22 protein-coding genes are annotated in these 20,333 nt (G+C 35.6%); 15 read left to right on the top strand and 7 right to left on the bottom strand.

Annotated elements, in window-relative coordinates; genetic code table 11:
- Positions 1–130 precede the first annotated feature (130 nt).
- The 12 genes from HM987_RS02990 to HM987_RS02945 all read left to right on the top strand — a co-directional run bounded on the left by HM987_RS02990 (position 131) and on the right by HM987_RS02945 (position 9,551).
- Positions 131–1,069: an NAD-dependent epimerase/dehydratase family protein gene (locus HM987_RS02990; RefSeq protein WP_179005092.1), complete on the top strand. Its 939-nt coding sequence runs from the start codon at positions 131–133 to the stop codon at positions 1,067–1,069.
- A 92-nt stretch (positions 1,070–1,161) separates the two neighbouring features.
- Complete coding sequence (locus HM987_RS02985; protein ID WP_179005090.1) at positions 1,162–2,100, top strand: nuclear transport factor 2 family protein; 939 nt, start codon at positions 1,162–1,164, stop codon at positions 2,098–2,100.
- A gap of 125 nt (positions 2,101–2,225) precedes the next feature.
- Positions 2,226–2,750 carry a RidA family protein gene (locus HM987_RS02980; RefSeq protein ID WP_179005088.1) on the top strand — a complete coding sequence of 175 codons (525 nt, stop codon included), beginning with the start codon at positions 2,226–2,228 and terminating at the stop codon, positions 2,748–2,750.
- Positions 2,751–2,784: 34 nt separating this feature from the next.
- Positions 2,785–3,249 carry a nuclear transport factor 2 family protein gene (locus HM987_RS02975; RefSeq protein ID WP_179005086.1) on the top strand — a complete coding sequence of 155 codons (465 nt, stop codon included), beginning with the start codon at positions 2,785–2,787 and terminating at the stop codon, positions 3,247–3,249.
- Between the two features lie 12 nt (positions 3,250–3,261).
- Positions 3,262–4,329, top strand: coding sequence for a proline iminopeptidase-family hydrolase (locus HM987_RS02970; RefSeq protein WP_229724571.1), 1,068 nt, complete (start codon positions 3,262–3,264; stop codon positions 4,327–4,329).
- 24 nt (positions 4,330–4,353) lie between these two features.
- Positions 4,354–5,661, top strand: coding sequence for a DUF418 domain-containing protein (locus tag HM987_RS02965; RefSeq protein WP_179005084.1), 1,308 nt, complete (start codon positions 4,354–4,356; stop codon positions 5,659–5,661).
- Positions 5,658–6,917: a DUF418 domain-containing protein gene (locus HM987_RS02960; RefSeq protein WP_179005082.1), complete on the top strand. Its 1,260-nt coding sequence runs from the start codon at positions 5,658–5,660 to the stop codon at positions 6,915–6,917. The genes HM987_RS02965 and HM987_RS02960 overlap by 4 nt, the downstream gene beginning before the upstream one ends.
- Before the next feature lie 14 nt (positions 6,918–6,931).
- Positions 6,932–7,678 carry an APC family permease gene (locus HM987_RS19665; RefSeq protein ID WP_256867359.1) on the top strand — a complete coding sequence of 249 codons (747 nt, stop codon included), beginning with the start codon at positions 6,932–6,934 and terminating at the stop codon, positions 7,676–7,678.
- 53 nt (positions 7,679–7,731) lie between these two features.
- Positions 7,732–8,241: an APC family permease gene (locus HM987_RS19660; RefSeq protein ID WP_256867358.1), complete on the top strand. Its 510-nt coding sequence runs from the start codon at positions 7,732–7,734 to the stop codon at positions 8,239–8,241.
- 86 nt (positions 8,242–8,327) lie between these two features.
- Positions 8,328–8,438, top strand: a complete 111-nt coding sequence (locus tag HM987_RS19735; RefSeq protein WP_370622839.1) for a DUF6090 family protein — start codon at positions 8,328–8,330, stop codon at positions 8,436–8,438.
- Between the two features lie 194 nt (positions 8,439–8,632).
- The gene (locus HM987_RS02950; protein ID WP_179005080.1) at positions 8,633–9,016 is read left to right on the top strand and encodes a cupin domain-containing protein; all 384 of its coding nucleotides are present in this window, start codon (positions 8,633–8,635) and stop codon (positions 9,014–9,016) included.
- An 88-nt stretch (positions 9,017–9,104) separates the two neighbouring features.
- Entirely contained in the window at positions 9,105–9,551 is a 447-nt protein-coding gene (locus tag HM987_RS02945) for a Na(+)-translocating NADH-quinone reductase subunit F (RefSeq protein ID WP_179005078.1), read from the top strand.
- A 103-nt stretch (positions 9,552–9,654) separates the two neighbouring features.
- Here HM987_RS02945 and nqrF read toward each other — a convergent pair whose 3' ends face one another.
- From nqrF to HM987_RS02915, 6 genes are all read right to left on the bottom strand, one after another.
- Entirely contained in the window at positions 9,655–10,968 is a 1,314-nt protein-coding gene (gene nqrF, locus HM987_RS02940; RefSeq protein WP_179005076.1) for an NADH:ubiquinone reductase (Na(+)-transporting) subunit F, read from the bottom strand.
- 8 nt (positions 10,969–10,976) lie between these two features.
- Entirely contained in the window at positions 10,977–11,720 is a 744-nt protein-coding gene (nqrE, locus tag HM987_RS02935; protein ID WP_218645608.1) for an NADH:ubiquinone reductase (Na(+)-transporting) subunit E, read from the bottom strand.
- An 81-nt stretch (positions 11,721–11,801) separates the two neighbouring features.
- On the bottom strand, positions 11,802–12,446 hold the full coding sequence (locus tag HM987_RS02930) for an NADH:ubiquinone reductase (Na(+)-transporting) subunit D (RefSeq protein ID WP_179005074.1): 645 nt from the start codon (positions 12,444–12,446) through the stop codon (positions 11,802–11,804).
- Positions 12,447–12,452: 6 nt separating this feature from the next.
- The gene (locus HM987_RS02925; protein WP_179005072.1) at positions 12,453–13,202 is read right to left on the bottom strand and encodes a Na(+)-translocating NADH-quinone reductase subunit C; all 750 of its coding nucleotides are present in this window, start codon (positions 13,200–13,202) and stop codon (positions 12,453–12,455) included.
- A gap of 2 nt (positions 13,203–13,204) precedes the next feature.
- Positions 13,205–14,413 carry an NADH:ubiquinone reductase (Na(+)-transporting) subunit B gene (locus HM987_RS02920; protein WP_179005070.1) on the bottom strand — a complete coding sequence of 403 codons (1,209 nt, stop codon included), beginning with the start codon at positions 14,411–14,413 and terminating at the stop codon, positions 13,205–13,207.
- On the bottom strand, positions 14,413–15,765 hold the full coding sequence (locus HM987_RS02915) for a Na(+)-translocating NADH-quinone reductase subunit A (RefSeq protein ID WP_179005068.1): 1,353 nt from the start codon (positions 15,763–15,765) through the stop codon (positions 14,413–14,415). The genes HM987_RS02920 and HM987_RS02915 overlap by 1 nt, the downstream gene beginning before the upstream one ends.
- Positions 15,766–15,978: 213 nt before the next feature.
- Between HM987_RS02915 and HM987_RS02910 the strand changes: the two genes are divergently transcribed.
- From HM987_RS02910 to apaG, 3 genes are all read left to right on the top strand, one after another.
- Positions 15,979–17,235, top strand: coding sequence for a type IX secretion system plug protein (locus HM987_RS02910; RefSeq protein WP_179005066.1), 1,257 nt, complete (start codon positions 15,979–15,981; stop codon positions 17,233–17,235).
- Positions 17,236–17,303: 68 nt separating this feature from the next.
- Complete coding sequence (locus HM987_RS02905; RefSeq protein ID WP_179005064.1) at positions 17,304–18,680, top strand: pyridoxal phosphate-dependent decarboxylase family protein; 1,377 nt, start codon at positions 17,304–17,306, stop codon at positions 18,678–18,680.
- A gap of 61 nt (positions 18,681–18,741) precedes the next feature.
- On the top strand, positions 18,742–19,128 hold the full coding sequence (apaG, locus tag HM987_RS02900) for a Co2+/Mg2+ efflux protein ApaG (protein WP_178987497.1): 387 nt from the start codon (positions 18,742–18,744) through the stop codon (positions 19,126–19,128).
- Here apaG and HM987_RS02895 read toward each other — a convergent pair.
- Entirely contained in the window at positions 19,125–20,132 is a 1,008-nt protein-coding gene (locus HM987_RS02895) for a DUF6695 family protein (RefSeq protein WP_179005062.1), read from the bottom strand. The two genes, apaG and HM987_RS02895, sit on opposite strands and share 4 nt — an antisense overlap.
- Positions 20,133–20,333: the final 201 nt, after the last annotated feature.

Below are 20,333 nucleotides of genomic sequence, written 5' to 3'. Positions count from 1 at the left end.
TTTTTTTAATACATCCTATAAAGTTGTTGATCCCTTTAGGTTATAGCCACAAAGTTTAGCCGCAATTGTGTTAAAAAATTTACACCAACTAAAAATCCATTTTCTTAGGAAAAAGAAAACATAAAATAGAATGAAAAAAGTAGGTATCATAGGTGGATCAGGGTTTATCGGAAGCCATATCACCAAAGTGTTTTTGGAACAAAATTTTGAGGTAAAATCCTCAACAACTAACATTTCCAATGAAAAAAAATATCAACATCTCATGGCATTGGAAAAATCTGAAAACTTGCATATATGTGAACTAAATGTATTGGACAAACAGCAGTTAAAACAGTTTGTTTCAGATTGCGATATTGTAGTCCATAGCGGCACACCTTTTCAACTGGACTTTGAAGATGCCAAAACCGAGTTATTTGATCCCACCATAAAAGGGACCGAGAATTTTCTCGATATTATCAATAATACAACAAGTATAAAAAAGGTCGTTATACTAGCGTCGGTTGCAGCATTCAACACTAATTTCCCTTTACCAGCAGGTGGGAAATCAGCTTTTGAAAGGTTCAATGAAAACGACACGCCTTTTATAAGCGAGGAAAGTCATCCGTATGCCCAAGCCAAATTTATGGCCAATGAAACTGTCAATGCCTTTATAGAAAACCACCCAGATTTAGATTCAGAAATTGTGAGTGTTTCGCCAGTAATGGTTATGGGCAAATCACTTTCAAGCCGAGAAGATTCTACCTCTACAGGCATTCAATTTTTATTCAAGAATAAGATTGCGCCCAATCCATTTATTCAAATGTTTTATGACGAAGATATAAACATGGCAATTGTCAATGTTAAGGACGTTGCCGCTGCAGTTTACAAAGCCGCTATTATTAAAGGTATACATGGAAAAAATTATTTATTGTCCAGTGAAACCTATCCCGTTTCGGATGTGTCGCTGATGTTGAATAACAAACCTCCAAGGCATGCACCCAAAGTGATTTATCAAAACCAATTGGCCAAACAAGAACTTGGAGTTTCTTTTCAATCCGTAGAAAACACCCTGAAGGAATATAATACTTAAGATTGGAGTAATTCCGTTGATGGCATTTAGAATAAATTGAACTATTAATACTAACCCGTTCGCTATAAAGCGAACCCTAAAAACCACATATTATGAAAAAAATAGTAATTGTAGCCTTGATGCTAAGTATGTTCATTAGCAACGCACAAAAAAAGAATGGCACCGTTTACATTGAGCATCCTGCTATCGAAGCCGTTGAGGCATTTGTTGACGCATCTGTTGCAGGAGATAAAGAGAAAATGGCGACCTATCTAACAGAGGATTTTAAGGCCTATAATGGGACTTCAAATCGTAAAAATGATGAAGGCATGGACAAGGAAGCCTTTCTCAACAATCAAATGACGTATTTCAACCAGCTCGATTATTATGACAGAGCTACTTATCCAGGTGCCTATCCTGATGCCATTGAATACAAAAAAGACAATGAAAATGACGAGGTATGGGTTCAGACTTGGGATGTATTAAAAGGTGTACAGAAAGACACAGGTGTAAAAATCGATGCCGCTGCCCATCGTTTATATACATTAACCAAAGACAATAAAATAAAAATGATCATCAGTTATGGGAACGATACTGTTCTCAATGAAATCAGGTCTAGTTTTACAGTTCGTAAAAATGGCACCATCTATAATCACCACGATAATATTAACACCATAAGAAAAGCCATGTATGCTTTTGAGAATGCGGATATTGAGAAATGTCTCAGTTATTATAGTGAAGATGCTACGTTTTACGATATCAATACAACATTTGGTAAATCGAGCACTAAATCGGAGACAAGAGCCAATTGGAAACAATTTTTAGACACGTTTGAAATTGAAAGTATTGAAATGATAGGCTATCCAGATTATCTAGAATATGAAATGGGCAATGGTCGTGAGGTGCTCTCTTGGTGGAATTTCCTTTTAATCCGCAAATCTGATAAAAAGAAACTTGAAGTACCATTTCATCTTAGTAACAGCTTTGATGCAGATGGAAAAATTGTTTCCGAAATGGAATATTATAGCCAAACGTTGTTAACTGCTAAATAAACAATTGCATTTATCTTGAAACCATTTTAAACCTTCAACCCAAAAATGAACATAAAGCTAACTTTTATTTACAGAGGTTAGCTTTATTTCATACTAAAGGTTAAAACTTAAACTTTTACAACATCATGAAACAAAGAATAATATTAAAATTAGCAACCTTATTCTTCCCATTATTTATAGGGGCTTTTACCATACAGAGTTGCGATCAAAAATCGAAAGAAGCATCTAATGCCCTTGAAAAAGAAATCACTATTAGAGATGAAAAACCAGAATACTTTTTGCTACGTCCAGAAGTTGAAAAAGCTTACGGTTATTCGCATGCTGTAAAAATCGGAAATTCCATTAAAGTATCTGGAGCCGTGAGTATGGATGATGAAGGCAACCCAACTGCCGTTGGAGATTTAGCGCAACAAATGAAGAACTGCTATGCCGATTTAGAAAAAATCCTAACGCATTATGGTTGTACTTTCAACGATGTCGTCAAAGAAGATGTATTTACCACAGACATGCAAAAGTTTCTGGAAGCTGCCACTTATAGAACCGAAATCTATAAAAACCATTTCCCAACAGGTTCTTGGCTTGGTGTAAAGGAATTGGCTGTTCCAGAATTTATGATTGAAATTGAGTTGGAAGTACATAAATCAAAATAAAGAAACAATTACCAAACCATTAAATATCAACACAATGAAACTATTATTAACTACAATTTTACTTTTTGCAATTACCATAAACGGTGTTGCGCAAGACACAAAAACCAATGACATCAATTTAAAAGTCATTGATAGTCTTTACCAAGCTTTTTCAAAAGGAGATATTCCCACAGTTTTAAGCTTAATGGATACAAAAATTATATGGAATGAAGCCGAAAGCAATTCTTTAGCAGTTGGAAATCCTTATATCGGTCCAGAAGCGGTTTTAAATGGTGTTTTCCTTAAAATTGGAGAGCTTTACAAGTCGTTCACATTAAAAAATGTAAAATTACACGAAATGAGTAATAATCAAGTATTGGCAACTTTGTACTACATGATTACTTCTATGGACGACAAAGAATACACTGTACAAGTCGCCCACCATTGGACACTCAAGGATGGAAAAATAATTCAGTTCCAGCAATATGCAGATACTAAGAAATTAGCAGATGCCGAGTAAATATAAACGTTAATGAAAGATACTATGAAAACCAAAACGTTCCTACTCATCGCCTTCATTTGCACCTTCTGTTCTTGCAATAAAAAAACCGAAAATACAACTCGCGCAAAGGAAACAAAATCATCCTACTTCGATTATTCCAACAGCGATGACCAAAATACAGGTGGCATAACAATGATTCCCATTGAAACTGCAAAAGGCACATTCAACGTTTTTACAAAACGAATGGGAAACAATCCGAAAATGAAAGTGCTATTGCTTCATGGTGGTCCTGGTGGCACTCATGAGTTTTTTGAGAATTTTGATGGCTATCTTCCTAATGAAGAAATAGAATACATTTATTACGATCAGCTAGATTCGTATTATAGTGACAAACCCAACGACTCCACTTTATGGACTACCGAACACTTTGTGGAAGAAGTAGAACAGGTTCGACGTGCCTTAAACCTCAATAAAGACAATTTCTATTTACTAGGTCAGTCTTGGGGTGGCATTCTCGCTATGGAATATGCGTTGAAATATCAAGATAATCTAAAAGGATTGATCATCGCCAATATGATGGCAAGCATTCCTGAATATGAAAAATATGCTGCTGAAGTTTTGGGTCCACAACTACCACCAGACGTTTTTAAAGAAATAAAGGCCTTGGAGGCTGCGGAAGATTTCGGAAACCCACGCTATTCCCAACTTGTGATGCAACACTACTATACCAAGCATATTTTGCGCAAACCCTTGGACGAATGGCCAGAGTTTATCAATCGTGCTTTCTCTCATCTCAATCCCAACATTTATATCTATATGCAAGGCTACAGTGAATTTGGTGTCACAGGAAATGCAACGCTGAAAGGATGGGATGTTTCTCATAGACTGAAAGAATTAAAGATACCAACCTTAATGATTGGTGGTACACACGACACTATGGATCCAAATTATATGGAATGGATGAGTACCGAAGTGCAAAACGGCAGAAGTTTAACCACAAATTCGGGACATGTTTCGCAATATGATGATCCTGAAGCGTATTTCTCTGGATTGATCCAGTTTATAAAGGATGTGGATGATGGCACTTTTCACGATTAATAAACAACCAAAACCAATCAACAAATGGCAACAACTGCAACATCATTAACACCATTAAAAGCAATCGAGCGTATTCAATCCTTAGATGTAATGCGTGGTATTGTACTTTTCGGAATTTTATTAATGAATATTAACGGCATGGCATTAGCACATGCCTATGAAGACCCAACAGTTTCAGGTGGTGCCAAAGGTTGGGATCTTTACACATGGATTACCACAAATGTGCTTTTTGAAGGGACTATGCGCGCCTTGTTTTCACTATTATTTGGTGCAGGTATGTTTATTCTTTTAGACCGTTTGGAGAAGAAAGGTGCAGGTATCAAAGCCGCAGACATTTATTTTAGACGCTTAATGTGGTTGTTGGTTTTCGGACTCATTCATGCCTATTTAATCCTATGGGTTGGCGAAATTTTATTCAGTTATTCGCTCATGGGATTTTTGGTGTATTCCTTTAGAAGTTTGGCGCCTAAAAAATTAATCATAATAGCCATTTTACTATTTTCTGCAGGCACACTTTGGAATTATGGCGACTATAAATCTGACGTCAAATTTATGGAAAATGTCGAATTAGCTGCGCAGTATAAAAAGGAGGGCAAAGTACTTACTAACGACTTAAAAAAAGCTACCGCAAAGTGGGAAAAACGCCAAAGAGAACGCTCGCCAGAAGGAATAGCTGAGCACAACAAAAATATGCAAAGCGATTACTTTTCTGTTGTGGCCTTTTTAGCACCAATTAATATGCATTTTGGAAAATACTACTTTTACCGTTACGATGTGTGGGATATTTTGAGCATGATGCTTTTGGGTATTGCATTTTTTAAGCTAAGAATATTGTCTGCGGTAAAATCCTATCGCTTCTACAGTATTATGATATTGGTAGGCTATGGTATAGGATTGAGTATAAATTTTTACGAAATACAGATGATTATGGATAGCAACTTTTCACTGTTGAGCTTTTCAAAATCTAAAATCACATATGATCTCGGTCGTGTTGCTGTAGCTATGGGACATATTGGGGTCATTATGCTATTTTGCAAATTACCTGTTTTAGCATTATTGAAAAAAGCACTTGGAGCGGTTGGTAAAATGGCACTGACCAATTATGTGATGCACTCCGTTTTTGCCCTGTTCTTATTTACTGGTGCAGGATTTGGTCTGTTCGGGGAATATCAGCGTCACGAACTTTTGTATATCGTATTCTCAATTTGGATTTTTCAGTTGATTGCAAGTCCAATTTGGTTACACTATTTTCAATTTGGTCCCTTAGAATGGTTATGGAGAAATCTTAGTTACAATAAAAGGCATCCTATTAAAAAACCATACAAATCATGACTAAATTAACCAACCAAAACCATTTAGAACCCATACAACAAAACCAGCGCATCCATTTTTTAGATGTACTTCGCGGCATTGCAATACAATGTATATTTATGGCGAACATTGTTTACTTCTCAGGACTTTTCTTTTTTTCAGAAAGTTATAGGGATCCCGCGTTTGTCTTTCCTTCAGATAAAATTTTAGAATTTATTTCATTTTTATTAATTGATGGTAAATTCTATTCTATTTTTTCGCTACTGTTCGGTATAGGCTGCTTTGTGCAATATCATAAACTAAGTCTTCAAAACAAGCCTTTCGCTCCATTTTTTGCAAGACGGATGTTCTGGTTATTGGTTTTTGGGTTAATTCATTTAATTGGATTTTGGCTTGGTGATATTTTAACCCTCTATGCGCTTTTAGGCTTCGCTATTATTCCGTTTATCAACGCTTCAGATAAGACATTATTAACGCTAGCTTCAATTCTCATTCTTCTACCTATTATAAATTGGTTCATTATTTCTTACTTTGGAATAAATTATCCCGATTTCTTTCATCAAAAAAGTATAGATTCATGGCAAAACTACGGCTATCCTCAAATAGAGTGGCAAGGTAAGTTATGGAATGATATTGAATTTGAATTAACCAATAAAAATTGGTCTGATTTTTTTAAAATGAACCTTGGTAATTCCTGGACGCGCCTGTCAATGATTCTCCAAGAAGGTCGAGTTTTTAAGGTTTTTGGAATTTTCCTTATCGGTATTTGGGCTGGACGACAAATAATGAATGAAAATCTTTTACAAAATGTTATACTTCTAAAAAAAATAGCACTTTACGGTTTACTTTTAGGTTTACCATTGAGTGGTTGGAGAGCCTACATTTCGTTTTTAGGGGAACAAAATCAAATCAATAGTTTTCTTAACACCCTAAGCTATGCTTTGGGAACTGTACCAACCGCATTGGGTTATGCAGCATTAATTGCGCTGCTTTTTAGAAAAAAACCGAAGCTATTGATGTGGATTGCGCCTGCAGGCAAAATGGCTTTTACCAATTATATCTTACACACTGTTTTTGGCATAACCTTATTCTATGGTATTGGTTTTGGTTGGGCAGGTAAGTTGGGATTTACTATGTTAACACTTGTTGCCATAGGCTATTTTCTTCTTCAGGTTGTGTTTAGCACGTTCTACCTCAGTTATTTTAAATATGGCCCATTGGAATGGCTTTGGAGACAATTAACCTATGGCAAATTTTTGAAGATTAAAAAATCTTAAATAAAAAATTATTTATGACACAACAAGACGAAGGGTTAAAACGAAAGATTGGCGTTTTCGGTTTATCGGCTAATATCGTCAATATAATTATTGGGTCGGGTATTTTTGTGCTACCTGCAATTGTAGCCAGCTATTTAGGTGCATCTAGCATCATTGCCTATCTTTTCTGTGGCTTTTTAATGGCAATGGTTATGCTTTGTTTCGCCGAAGCAGGAAGTAAAGTAACCAATACAGGTGGTCCCTATACGTATATTGAAACCGCTTTTGGAGATTATGCAGGATTCATTGGCGGTTTTTTTGCCGTTGGAAGCAATCTTTTTGCAGATGCCGCAGTTTCTAACGCTTTGGTAAACGTTATTGCCTCGGCCTACCCAGTATTTGAAAACGGATTACCACGATTTATATTCTTATTTATACTTTTTTACGGCCTTGTTTACATCAATGTTATTGGTATAAAACAAGGCATAGGTTTAGTAAAGTTCAATACCATTGTTAAGCTAATACCATTATTTCTATTAATTGCTATTGGCTTTAAAGATGTTTCCATCGGCAATCTTAATTTTCAACACATACCAAGCCTCAAAACATTAAGTGAAACGTCACTTATTTTATTTTTTGCTTTTCAAGGTTGTGAAACAGGAATTATCGTTGGTGGAGAAGTTGTAAATCCAAAACGAACAATTCCTAAAGCGATTTTAATAAGTATTACAACAGTGATAGTTGTCTATATCTTAATTCAAACTATTCCCAGGGTGTTTTAGGTGATACTTTACCAAATTTTACAGCGGCTCCACTTGCAGAAACTGCTAAAGTAGTGTTTGGAAATGTTGGATACCTACTCTTAATTATTGGTGCTGTTATTTCTATGTTTGGCTATATGAGTGGCACTATTCTTAACAGTCCAAGAATTGTTTATGCACTTGCCAGAGATAAAGTCATACCAATTAAGGCGCTTTCCAGAATTCACAAATCATTTGCTACACCACATATTGCCATTATCATTTATGCAACTATCGGTTTTATCTTAGCCGTTTCTGGTAGTTTTGAACAATTAGCAGTCATAGCTAGTAGTTCTATGTTATTTCTATATTTAGGTGTAGCCTTATCTGTGATGAAGCTTCGTAAATCTAAAAAAGACTATGATGGTGGATTTCAAATACCAGGAGGTTGGACGGTTCCTATTTTAGCCATTATCATAATTTTATATTTTTTATCAAGTCTTCCTGCTAATGAGTTGATTGGCGCAGGCCTATTTATAGTGGTACTAACTATTATTTTTATAACTATGAAAACTATGAAGAAGAAGAAGAAAGACAATGATTAAACTATTCAGAAACATTCGAAAAAACCTGCTCGCAGAAAGAAAAACTACCCAAATATTTTAAATATGCCATTGGTGAAATCGTACTTGTGGTCATTGGGATTTTAATTGCGTTGCAAATAAATAATTGGAATGAAAACCGAAAAGCCAATATTGAAGAAACCGCTATACTAGAAAGTTTGCACGAAAACCTAATTTAGCAAAACAGCAATCTGAATTGTTAATTTCAGAAGAAAAGGATTTAAAACAATTACTTATTCGAGTTCTTGGTATTAAATCGCAGAATTTAATAGTACTTATTGCATCCGAATTAAAAGATAAAGGCGTCTAATAACCAATAGAAAACTAATCCATTTTTGACTAAACTGAATAATTTCAACTACATTTGAAACCAATGAAAATTAAAAAAATAACGATTTTAAAACCTCTGTTAATACTAGCCCTATTACTTTCAAGTTGTAAGAACAAAAATCCTTTGCCAGACCCTTTAGAAGCGGGTTGGAAAGGCGAAGCAGTCTGTGAGGTTTTGGAAGACAATAAAGAACTAAGAGTGCTAAAATGCACCTTTGAACCAGGTGTTGGTCACGAAAAACATTACCATAATCCACATGTTGGTTACACCTTAGCGGGTGGAAAATTCAGAATAACGGATGAAACAGGAACCCGAGAAGTAAACGTCCCAACGGGTTATACATTTAGTAAAGATTCCATTACCGCTCACGAAGTTTTAAATATTGGAGAAACAACTTCAGTTTATTTGATTATGGAATATAAATAGGAGTTTTCGCCTGTTAGAAATATCTCAAATTTTCAAAGTTATTTCATTTTTTTGTATCTTTTGTCTTGAAAAAGAAAACCCTACAGCTATGAAAACCTCAGTTCGCTTTGATCATGCCATCCACAAATTATACACCGCATTCCACAATAAGACTTTAAATCCGGATGATTGCAAACAATGTGCAGTTGGTAATATCATGGACAACAAAGACAGTTGGAAACATTTAACAGATAGCCATGGCTCAACCAAATTAAATTATGTTGGATTGGTGCATCAAAATTTAGGTCGACGATTTAATGGGTATTCGCCTATTGAAGTACTGCAAATTGAAAGTGCTTTTCTAAAAGGTTGTGGTTACCATTTCACAGCTCAGCAACGTTTGTTTAAACCAGAAAGCGTAAATGATACTAAACTATTTAATGGCTTAAGTGCCGTGGTATCGCAATTATGTCGATTTGATGGTATCGATGACGTCATGGATTGTTCTATTTTGTTTGAATTTGACGATTCTACAAGTGAACTTGAATTGGTCTGAACATAATATTTTATAAATAAAAAAAGCCAGCACTTTATGCAAGTACTGGCTTTTTCTATGTTTAGTGATTCTCGATTATGAGATTCCTGCAGTCGCAGAAATATTATCCACCAAAGTCATCAAATCTAATGTGCTCATCCGGAATTCCGAAATCCTCACCCATTTTCTGAACCGCTTGGTTCATTAGTGGTGGACCACAGAAATACAATTCAATATCCTCTGGTGCTTCATGGTGCTTCAAATAGTTGTCAATAACACAATTGTGAATAAATCCAACAAAACCATCGCCTTCTTCGTCATTGATGTCTTTTTTAACTTTCCAGTTATCACTTTCCAAAGGTTCTGAAAGTGCTAAGTAAAATTTAAAATTTGGAAAATCCTTTTCTAATGCTCTAAAGTAATGGATGTAAAACAATTCAGCTTTAGAACGTCCTCCATACCAATAAGTTACTTTACGTCCTGTTTTTAAAGTTCTGAATAATTCGTATAAATGCGAACGCATAGGTGCCATTCCGGCTCCACCACCAACGTATAGCATCTCAGAATCGGACTCATTGATAAAGAATTCACCATAAGGTCCTGAAATCGTTACCTTATCGCCTTCTTTTTGGTTAAATATATAAGACGATGCAATACCTGGATTAACATCCATCCAACCGCCTTTAGCACGATCAAAAGGTGGTGTTGCCACACGTACATTAAGCATGATACGTCTGCCTTCTGCAGGATAAGACGCCATGGAATAGGCGCGTTCAACAAGCTCATCATTCTTCATCACTAATGGCCATAAACCAAATTTTTCCCAATCTGCTTTAAATTTATCCGGTTCTCCAGGATGATCTTCCGGATGTGCGGTGATATCCATGTCAGCATACTTTACTTCACACTCAGGAATCTCAATTTGAATGTATCCTCCTGCTTTGTAGTTCATATCCTCTGGAATTTCCACAACAAATTCCTTAATAAATGTGGCCACGTTATAGTTTGAAACTACGGTCGCTTCCCATTTTTTAATACCAAATACTTCTTCAGGAATGGTAATCTCCATATCCTGTTTCACTTTTACTTGGCATGACAAACGTGCACCCTCTGCTAATTCTTTTCTTGAAAAGTGAGGTGTTTCTGTTGGTAGTGCTTCGCCTCCACCTTCTAAAACGTGGCATTCGCACTGGATGCAGGTTCCACCACCACCACAAGCTGATGGTAAGAAAATTTTATTACCTCCTAAAGTCGATAATAAAGTCCCTCCAGAAGCGACTTCAATCTCACGTTCACCATTAATCTTAATCTTAACGGGACCAGATGGTGACAATTTTTGTTTTACGACAAGTAATAATGTTACCAATAATAACGTAACTACTAAAAATGCCGCAACTGTGGCGATAACTGTTCCTATTGTACTTGCTGCTAATATCATAATCTGTATTACTGTTTGTTGGTGCCTTCTTTTGTTTCTAAACTAAGATCTGTTTCTTTAATAGTGTCAGCCGTATCAGTTGTTGAAACCATACCAACTGTATCTTCCCTACTTTCTTCAGTCGCTTCCTCTTCACCGCCAGTAAGCATACCTCCGAAACTCATAAAACCAATGGCCATTAAACCTGTGATAATAAATGTAATTCCAAGACCTCTTAATGGTGCTGGCACGTTAGAATATCTAATTTTTTCTCTAATTGCTGCAATAGCAAGAATGGCTAGAAACCAACCAATTCCAGAAGCAACGCCGTAATTTAAGGCTAAACCTAACGTTTCAATTTCTCTAGATTGCATAAATAATGATCCACCCAAAATGGCACAGTTTACTGCAATTAATGGTAAAAATATACCTAGTGAGTTATATAATGAAGGTGAAAATTTTTCGACAATAATCTCTACCAATTGTACCATGGTCGCAATTGTGGCGATAAACATGATAAATGATAAAAAGCTCAAATCATAATCCGCGTACTCTTCACCTAACCAAGTTAAAGCCCCTTCTTGCAATAAATATTGATCCAACAACCAGTTGAGAGGTACTGTAATTGCTAAAACGAAAATTACAGCAGCACCTAAGCCAACAGCTGTAGATACTTTTTTAGATACCGCCAAGTAAGAACACATACCCAAAAAGTAAGCGAACACCATGTTATCTACAAATACCGATTTAAAAAATAATTCTATATGTTCCATATTATAAGTCTTCAGTCCTCAGTTTGCAGTCTTCAGTTTATGGCTTACGGCCTACTGATTACTGTTTACTGCCAACTATTTTTAGTCTTCGATTAAATCTTTGTTTCTGCTACGTTGTACCCAGATAATAATACCTACCACAATTAACGCCATTGGAGGCAACACCATAAAACCGTTGTTCTCGTAACCAATAGCATATAAACCTGTTTTTTCTACAGGATCTCCAAGAACCTTAAATCCGAACAAAGTTCCAGATCCTAAAAGTTCTCTAAAAAAGCCTACGATGATTAAAATTACACCGTATCCCAATGCATTACCAATACCATCCAAGAATGATCTCCACGGGCCATTGGCCAAAGCAAAGGCTTCAAAGCGTCCCATGATAATACAGTTAGTAATAATCAACCCGATAAATACCGATAACTCTTTACTTAGCGTGTAAGCAAAAGCTTTTAATACTTGGTCTACTATAATCACCAAAGTGGCCACTACTATAAGTTGTACAATAATTCTAATTTTTGATGGAATGATATTTCGCATTAATGAAATCACCACGTTTCCAACTCCCATAACAAACATAACAGAAATCGCCATTACAATAGACGGTTTTAACTGCGCCGTAATTGCCAATGCAGAACAAATTCCCAAAACCTGAATGGTAATAGGGTTATTGTCCGCTAAGGGATCCATGATTAGTTTACTATCTTTTTTTGATAAAAGTCCCATACACTATTAATTTAAGGTCTTGAAATAAGGCATATACATTTTTATATCCTTGCTTAACATAACAGCAAGTCCGTCTCCTGTGATCGTTGCACCTGCCAGAGCATCAATCTCTTGGTCGTCTTTTATTAAGTTTTTCGGATCGTTATTTCCTTTGGCTACTGATATCCCTTTAAAAACACCACCATCTAAAAACTTCTCTCCAGTAAAATCATCCATAAAGTAGCGCTGCTTAATCTCTGCGCCTAAACCAGGTGTTTCACCTTTGTGATCAAAATACACGCCTTGAATGGTCATGCTTTTATCTAAAGCCACGAAGCCCCAAATAGCATCCCAAAGTCCTTTTCCCCTTACAGGTACTATATAGACTTCTTGACCATCTTTTTTCTCACCGACAAAAATTGGAAGCCGTCTTTTATAATCACCTTTTTTGGCTTTTGTTTCTTCCTTTTTGATGTCGATAAGGTAAGCTTCGTCATTTTCCTTTAGCTCACCATCTTGAAAAACATATTGTTTCTTAATGTATTTTTCAAATTCTTCCTCCACGTTATCTGTTGAAATAAACTGAACATCATTCGCGCCCTCATTATTGTTTACGCCTAATGCGTAAAGAATGTTTTGTTGTTTTTCAAATCTTTCGTTGGCTTTTACCATAGGTTTTAAACCTGAAGCCAAACCTGCCAATATAGCGCCAACTACAACCACCATAATGATTGAAAAGATGACTGTATAGCTATTTTTTTCTGTGTCTAATGCCATAATTATGCTGCTTTAACTTTTACACGCTTCATTCTACGTTTTACGTTCCCTTGAATTACATAATGATCAATAGTTGGTGCAAATACGTTCATTAGTAAAATTGCTAAGAACACGCCTTCAGGATAAGCAGGATTGAACACACGGATCATAATTGAAATAAATCCAATTAAGAAACCATAAATCCACTTCCCTTTGTTGGTCTGCGATGCTGTTACAGGGTCTGTTGCCATATAAACAGCTCCAAACAATATACTACCTATAATTAAATGCTGCCAAAATGGAACACTCATTAATCCATAGAATTTACTAGTATCTCCAATCCAACCGGCTTCTACAACACCATTGAAAATTAAGCCCATTGCCAAAGCTCCAATTAAGGTGCTTATAATAATTCGCCAGCTACCTACTTTAGTAAAAATAAGAAATAGGGCACCTATAACAATTAAGAATTTTGAAGTTTCACCAACTGAACCTGGTATGATTCCCCAAAACATATCCATAAGGTCATAGCCCAATGTTCCGTTATTCTGGGCCAAACTACCTAATATGGTTTCCCCTGAAATGGCGTCTGGTGTTCCTGCACGCTCTACAGCACCATGTACCCAAACCTTATCTCCTGACATCCAAGTTGGATAAGCGAAGAATAAAAACGCTCGAATGGTTAATGCCGGATTCAAAATGTTCATTCCTGTACCACCGAAAACTTCTTTACCGATGACAACACCAAAGATAACTGCAACCGATAACATCCAAAGTGGTATATCAACAGGAACAATCAAAGGCACTAACATACCCGTAACTAAGTAACCTTCCTCTACTTCGTGTCCTTTAATAATGGCGAAGATAAATTCTACCGCCAAACCAACACCATAAGACACAATTACCAACGGTAATACTTTCCAAAGCCCAATAACTAAGTTATCCCATGTCCAAAACGATGCGCCTAGAAATCCTTCTGCAGATTCAATGACGCCAAGCGCTAAATAATGTTGATAACCAGCATTGAACATACCGAATATTAAACATGGCACCAAAGCCATGATTACGGTATTCATAGTACGCTTTAAATCATCTGCTGCCTTAATATGAGTTCCATTGTGAGTGGTCTCATTTGGCATATATAAAAACGTAAAAAGGGCATTGAAAGCAGGTAGCCACTTTTTGTCTTTATTCTTTTCCTTAAAACTATGTAAATTTTGTTTTAAACCCATTATCCTATCTCTTTAAGCATTAAGTCTAATCCTTCTCTTATAATTTTTTGATGTGGTTGCTTTGACACACAAACAAATTCTGTTAATGCAAAATCCTCTGGTGCAACTTCGTACATTCCTAAAGCTTCCATTTCATCTAAATCTTGATACATACAAGCTTTTAGAATTTGTAATGGATAAATGTCTAACGGAAATACTTCTTCATAATTTCCTGTAATCACAAAAGCACGATGCTCGCCGTTTGTATTTGTATCTAAATCGAATTTCTTTTTGGGAGTTAACCAAGAGAAAGTTAATGCTCTCGAGGTAGAAACCTTATCAAAAACAGGCTTGTTCCACCCAAAAAACTCATAGTCATCGCCTTCAGGAATCACAGTGATAACGTTGCTATAATAATCTAAATAGCCGTCTGGAGCGATTTGTTTTCCCGTTAACACATTCCCCGAAATAAAACGGTCATTTCCATCTCTTTCAACGCCATTATCATAAACCATAGTAGCGATTTCAGAGCCAATTTTAGTTCTAAAATATCTTGGTTTCTTAACAGAAGATCCTGCTAATGCCACCACACGTTCGGCATTAAACTTTCCAGTTAATAATAATTCACCAATAATTACTAAATCTTGGGCATTAACCGTCCAAACCGTTTCTCCCTTATTAACAGGACTCACCTTATTAATCAGCGTACCTACATTACCAGATGGATGTGGCCCAGAAACTTTATGCGTAATAGCATTTTCTAGATTTGCCAAAGGCGAATTAGAATTTTTACCTACCGAAATATGAACACCACCTTCTGTTAATTTAGACAAAGCAGTTACTGCGGCTTGCAATTCTGCTTCTTTACCAGCTAAGGTGAAATCTAAATCCGCAGCTAAAGGTGCACTTGCATAACCTGAGATAAAAATAGCTTTTGGCGTGCTATCTGCTTTTGCAATAACATCGTAAGGACGTTGCTTTATAAAAGCCCAACATCCTGTTGCTAACAAATGTGCTTTGGTTTTTTCAGCATTAGAAGCTAAATCAAATGTGCCGTGATCTACGACCGCTTGAGTTTTGTCTGCTGTAATTTTAATAGCGTCTATGCGACGTCTTGGACCACGTTGTACTTCCGTTACTTCACCAGAAACAGGAGAAACAAACTTCATTGCTTCATTGTCTTTGTTGTAAAATAAGGTTTCACCCGCTTTAACATGTGTACCTTCTTTTGCAATTAATTTCGGAATAATACTGTGGAAATCTTCAGGCCTTATAGAATAGAAATTACTTACGATAGCATTTTCCGTTGCCTTCTCGGCTTCACCGACCAGCTTTATATCTAAACCCTTTTTAATTTTGATGTCTTTTGACATATACTAAAGATTAGTTAAGTTGAGCTCATTTTATACACCTAAAATGGACGATTTTAAACTTAAAATGAATTCTAAAAATCGGGCAAATTTACGAATTAATGCTTAATTATTACCCAATTTAAAACAACTTTTTTATTTGTAATGATTATAAATAACAGACTTGCTTTAAGGCACAGATTTTGATTATCTTTATGCTCTATAAAATCATAATTAATGAAACATCGTATTTTTAGCCTTCTCTTACTTTTAGTATCTCCATCAATTTTACTGTCACAAGTCGCCGTAGAACTCAACCCACCTGATTTTATAAAAACGATCACCTTTAAGAGCAATACCACACAAGGTCAATTACCTATTTTAAAATTAGGCGAGTCTTTACGGTTGGAATTTGATGCTATAAACGGAAATGAAGAAGATTTTTATTATGTTATTGAACATTTTAATTTTGACTGGACGCCTTCTAATTTGGTGAAAGCCGAATATCTAAAAGGATTGGATAATCAACGCATCTTAACCTATGAAAACTCGTTCAATACCTATCAGATTTATTCACATTATACCTTACAAATACCGAACATCCAAACTCGTGCTTTATTGAAGAGTGGAAATTATATGATTTCCATTTATGATGATTATGATGAAATGATGTTCAGTAGAAAATTTATGATTTATGAAGATTTAGCGAATGTAGGTGTATCCGTAAAACGTTCTCGGGATGTCAAGTTTATTGCAGAAAAACAATCCGTGGATATGGTAATTACGACCGATAGTAATATGAACCTTAACAATCCATTAGAAACCGTTAAAACGGTCATCATTCAAAACAATAACCTTAACACGGCAATTTCAGATTTAAAACCACAATATACGTTGGGTAACGAACTTATTTATCGATATAATGACAAATCAGCATTTTGGGGTGGAAATGAGTATCTCTTTTTTGAAAACAAAGATGTTAGAGCTGCCAATATTGGCGTTCAATTTATAGAACTGAAGGAACTTTATCACAACTATTTATATACGGACATATCTAGAAAAAACAGACCTTATACCTACAATCCAGATATTAACGGAAATTTTCTAATCACAGTAATTGATCGAGAGAATCCGGATGTTGAAGCGGATTATGTCAACGTTCATTTTTCACTACTACACGATGAGTTCAAAGCTAAAGACGTCTATATCTATGGTAATTTTAATGCGTTTATGATTGAGCCCATTACAAAGATGTTTTATAATGCAGAAGCCAGGCGCTATGAAGCAATTTTAAAATTGAAACAAGGGTTCTACAACTATAAATATGTCGCCATCGATAAAGAAACAGGTGTGATAGACGAAGGTGCTATTAGCGGTAATTTCTGGGAAACAGAAAATAATTACAAAGTTTTGGTTTATTATAGGGATCTTGGCGCACGCTTCGATCGTCTGATCGGATTTGGAGAAGCGACGTCAGTTAACATTTCCAATTAAACTGTAAGGAGTGTTCATTTGGTGAGACTAATTTTGCTCCACTTTCATTTCATTAAATCAATTATAAAATGCAAAATGATATTGCCCTATTTTCTGAATTGTGCGACGAACTTTTCAAAGTAGAAACCAACCAACCTGTTGCAAAACCTGTCCCGACCTCAGAATTATACAGTCAAATTGATTTATCACTTCAATCAGAAGGCATTATTGATAATCAATTAAAAGTCATATTAAAAGACCTCATAAAAAGCACACCAAAAACGGCTTCCAAATCTTTTTTTAATCAATTATTTGGCGGTAGAATTGGCAAAGCAACACTCGGAGATTTGCTCGCTGTGATGTTTAATAACAGCATGTACACCTATAAAGTTGCGGGACCACAAGTTGGTATTGAAAAACAAGTCCTAAAGAATATTTGCGCATTAGCAGGTTATGCCGATAATAGCGATGGCACTTTGGCGCCTGGAGGATCCATGAGCAACATGATGGCGTTGATTATGGCGAGAGACCATAAAAATGAATACATAAGAGCAGAAGGTTTATCTAAGCCAATGACGCTATATACCTCTGCGGCATCACATTACTCCATTTCTAAAAATGCGGCTTTAACTGGTATTGGCAAAAATCAAGTACGTTTAGTAAACACCAATTCAAAAGGCGAAATGCTAGTTGAACATTTACAAGAACTTATTCAAAAGGACATAGACAATGGTTTAACACCTTTCTTTGTAAATGCCACTGCAGGCACAACTGTTCTTGGTGCTTTTGATGATATTGAAGCGATTAGCAAGATCTGCAAGTCCCATAATTTATGGCTTCACGTAGATGGCGCTTATTGTGGAGGCGTAATTTTTAGTAACAGCTATCAACACTTAGTGCGTGGTTTGGAACATTCGGATTCATTTAGTGTGAACGCCCATAAAATGTTGGGCACACCATTGAGCTGTTCCGTAATTGTTACACAGCACAAAGACCAACTACACCATTCATTTTCTAATGAAGCGGACTACCTCTATCAAACCGATGGAGACGATTATAATCTAGGTAAAACCTCATTGCAATGTGGAAGACGAAATGATGCCTTAAAAATTTGGACCTTATGGAAATCTGTAGGCACAAAAGGTTTAGAAAAAATTGTAGATAAACAGTTCGAAATGGCAGATATTGCTAGAGACTATATCAGGAATCATCAAGACTACACACTCTATAGTTTTGACGATTCCATTTCAGTTTGTTTCAATTATAAAGGTATTCCTGCTAATGAATTGTGTACAGCATTGTACAAAAACTCAGAGCTTATGGTTGGTTTTGGTACTTTTAAAAATCAAGAATTTGTTCGAATGGTAACGATAAACAGCCTTTTGGCAAAAAAGGATATTATCAACTTTTTTGACACTTTAGAGACCTTCGTTTCGAACTATTTGTTAAAAATTTCAACCACTTAGCCGATTTATAGGGCTTCATCCAAAAATTATGTTATTTTAGCGTAGAATAATTATTAAATGCATGGTACAACAAGTTACAAGCGGAATTAAAATTTCAGTAGAAACCAATTTTGAAGGCACATTTTATAAAAATTATAAAGTGCATTTCGCCTTTGGTTATAAAGTAACAATTGAAAACCAAAGTAAAGATTCTGTGCAACTAAATTCCAGACATTGGAAAATCCTTGACGCTCTCAATAATGAAGAAATTATTGAAGGTGAAGGTGTCATTGGTAAAAAACCTGTTTTAAAACCAGGAGAATCACATACCTATAATTCAGGTTGTTTGTTAACATCACCTTTTGGAGCTATGCAAGGTCACTACAATATGGTCAACTTTACAAAAGCCAATAAATTCAAGGTTTATATTCCTTCTTTCAAGTTGAGTGCTCCTTTTGCATTAAACTAAGATTCATAATTTTTTTTGAAATCAAATCGATATCGCAAGCCATCTTGTTCTACATGAAAGAATGAGCAATTGGAATAATGCACAAACTGATAGTTTGAATCAATATCAAATCCTACGGAATCAACCTTATAAACACCATCACAGTCAATCTTTCCATAAGGTGAAATGCGTCTAAATCGAAATTCAGTAGTACTATTTATATCATAAATTTCAAACCACGCTCCTGCACCAATCCCTTCCAACCATTGGGCATGATGCGCCATTTCCTTGACAGGTTTCGGCTTAAGATTCCCAATTAAATTGGGCTCAAAATCTTTTAATTTATCCAAGAAACAACGTCTGTTTTCAGCCTTAGAGGTCGATGTAAACTTTGTAATATTACCAGATTCTGAAACTTCATGAACTATGAGTTCAGTATTAGCAATGACCACATTACTAACTGTGCTGGGCGTAAATCGTTTTGATTTAATTAAGCGTTTCTTTTTCTCGCTGTCATTAATAGAAGCAATTAAGGCATCGGTGACAAAACGCGAGCAATTACTTGCCTTTTTTAAAAACGCACCATATTTTACAGGATTTCCGCTCTGCAATTGTACGATATAGTCTTTAGCCTTTTTATAATTTATAGCATTACAAACTGAACCAATCAATTTACCTTCTCCATGTGTAAGTTCAGGATTTGTAGCAAGAAAAGTTAAAATCTCATTCAAATTAATAATGCGATCATCTACAATTTTTGCTTTTAAGGGAAAATCTAGTTCGTTATCCGTTATTTTTCCTCTAACTCGCCCATAACCTAGCGGACAAGTATATCTTCCAAAATCATAATAATCCAAATTTCCGGTTTCCTTATCTATAAGCACCAAAGCCGCATGACCAGCACGTACATAATTTTCGCAACCCACATTTAAATACTTTAAGTATGAGACTAATCGCTCATCAGATATTCTAACTACAGTATCGGGATAGGCCAGTGTTAAAATAAAAGCATTGTTTTTGGACATAGAAAAATGGTCAAAATTTCAATCTGCAACTTACAAAAATTTAAATCCCAATCTTCACATAACTATAACGTTTGAAATAAATAATCTCTTATAAAAATTGTAACTTTGCACTTTCAAATTCTAGTTCTCACAAAAGTGGGAATCTTACTAATTATTTATTAAATATTAACCAGATTCCCGATGTCTCGGGAACGACAAAAT

Origin of the sequence: Winogradskyella forsetii, from assembly GCF_013394595.1 — a bacterium.
Classification (GTDB): Bacteria; Bacteroidota; Bacteroidia; order Flavobacteriales; family Flavobacteriaceae; genus Winogradskyella; species Winogradskyella forsetii.
This window is presented reverse-complemented; position numbering and strand designations above follow the sequence as displayed.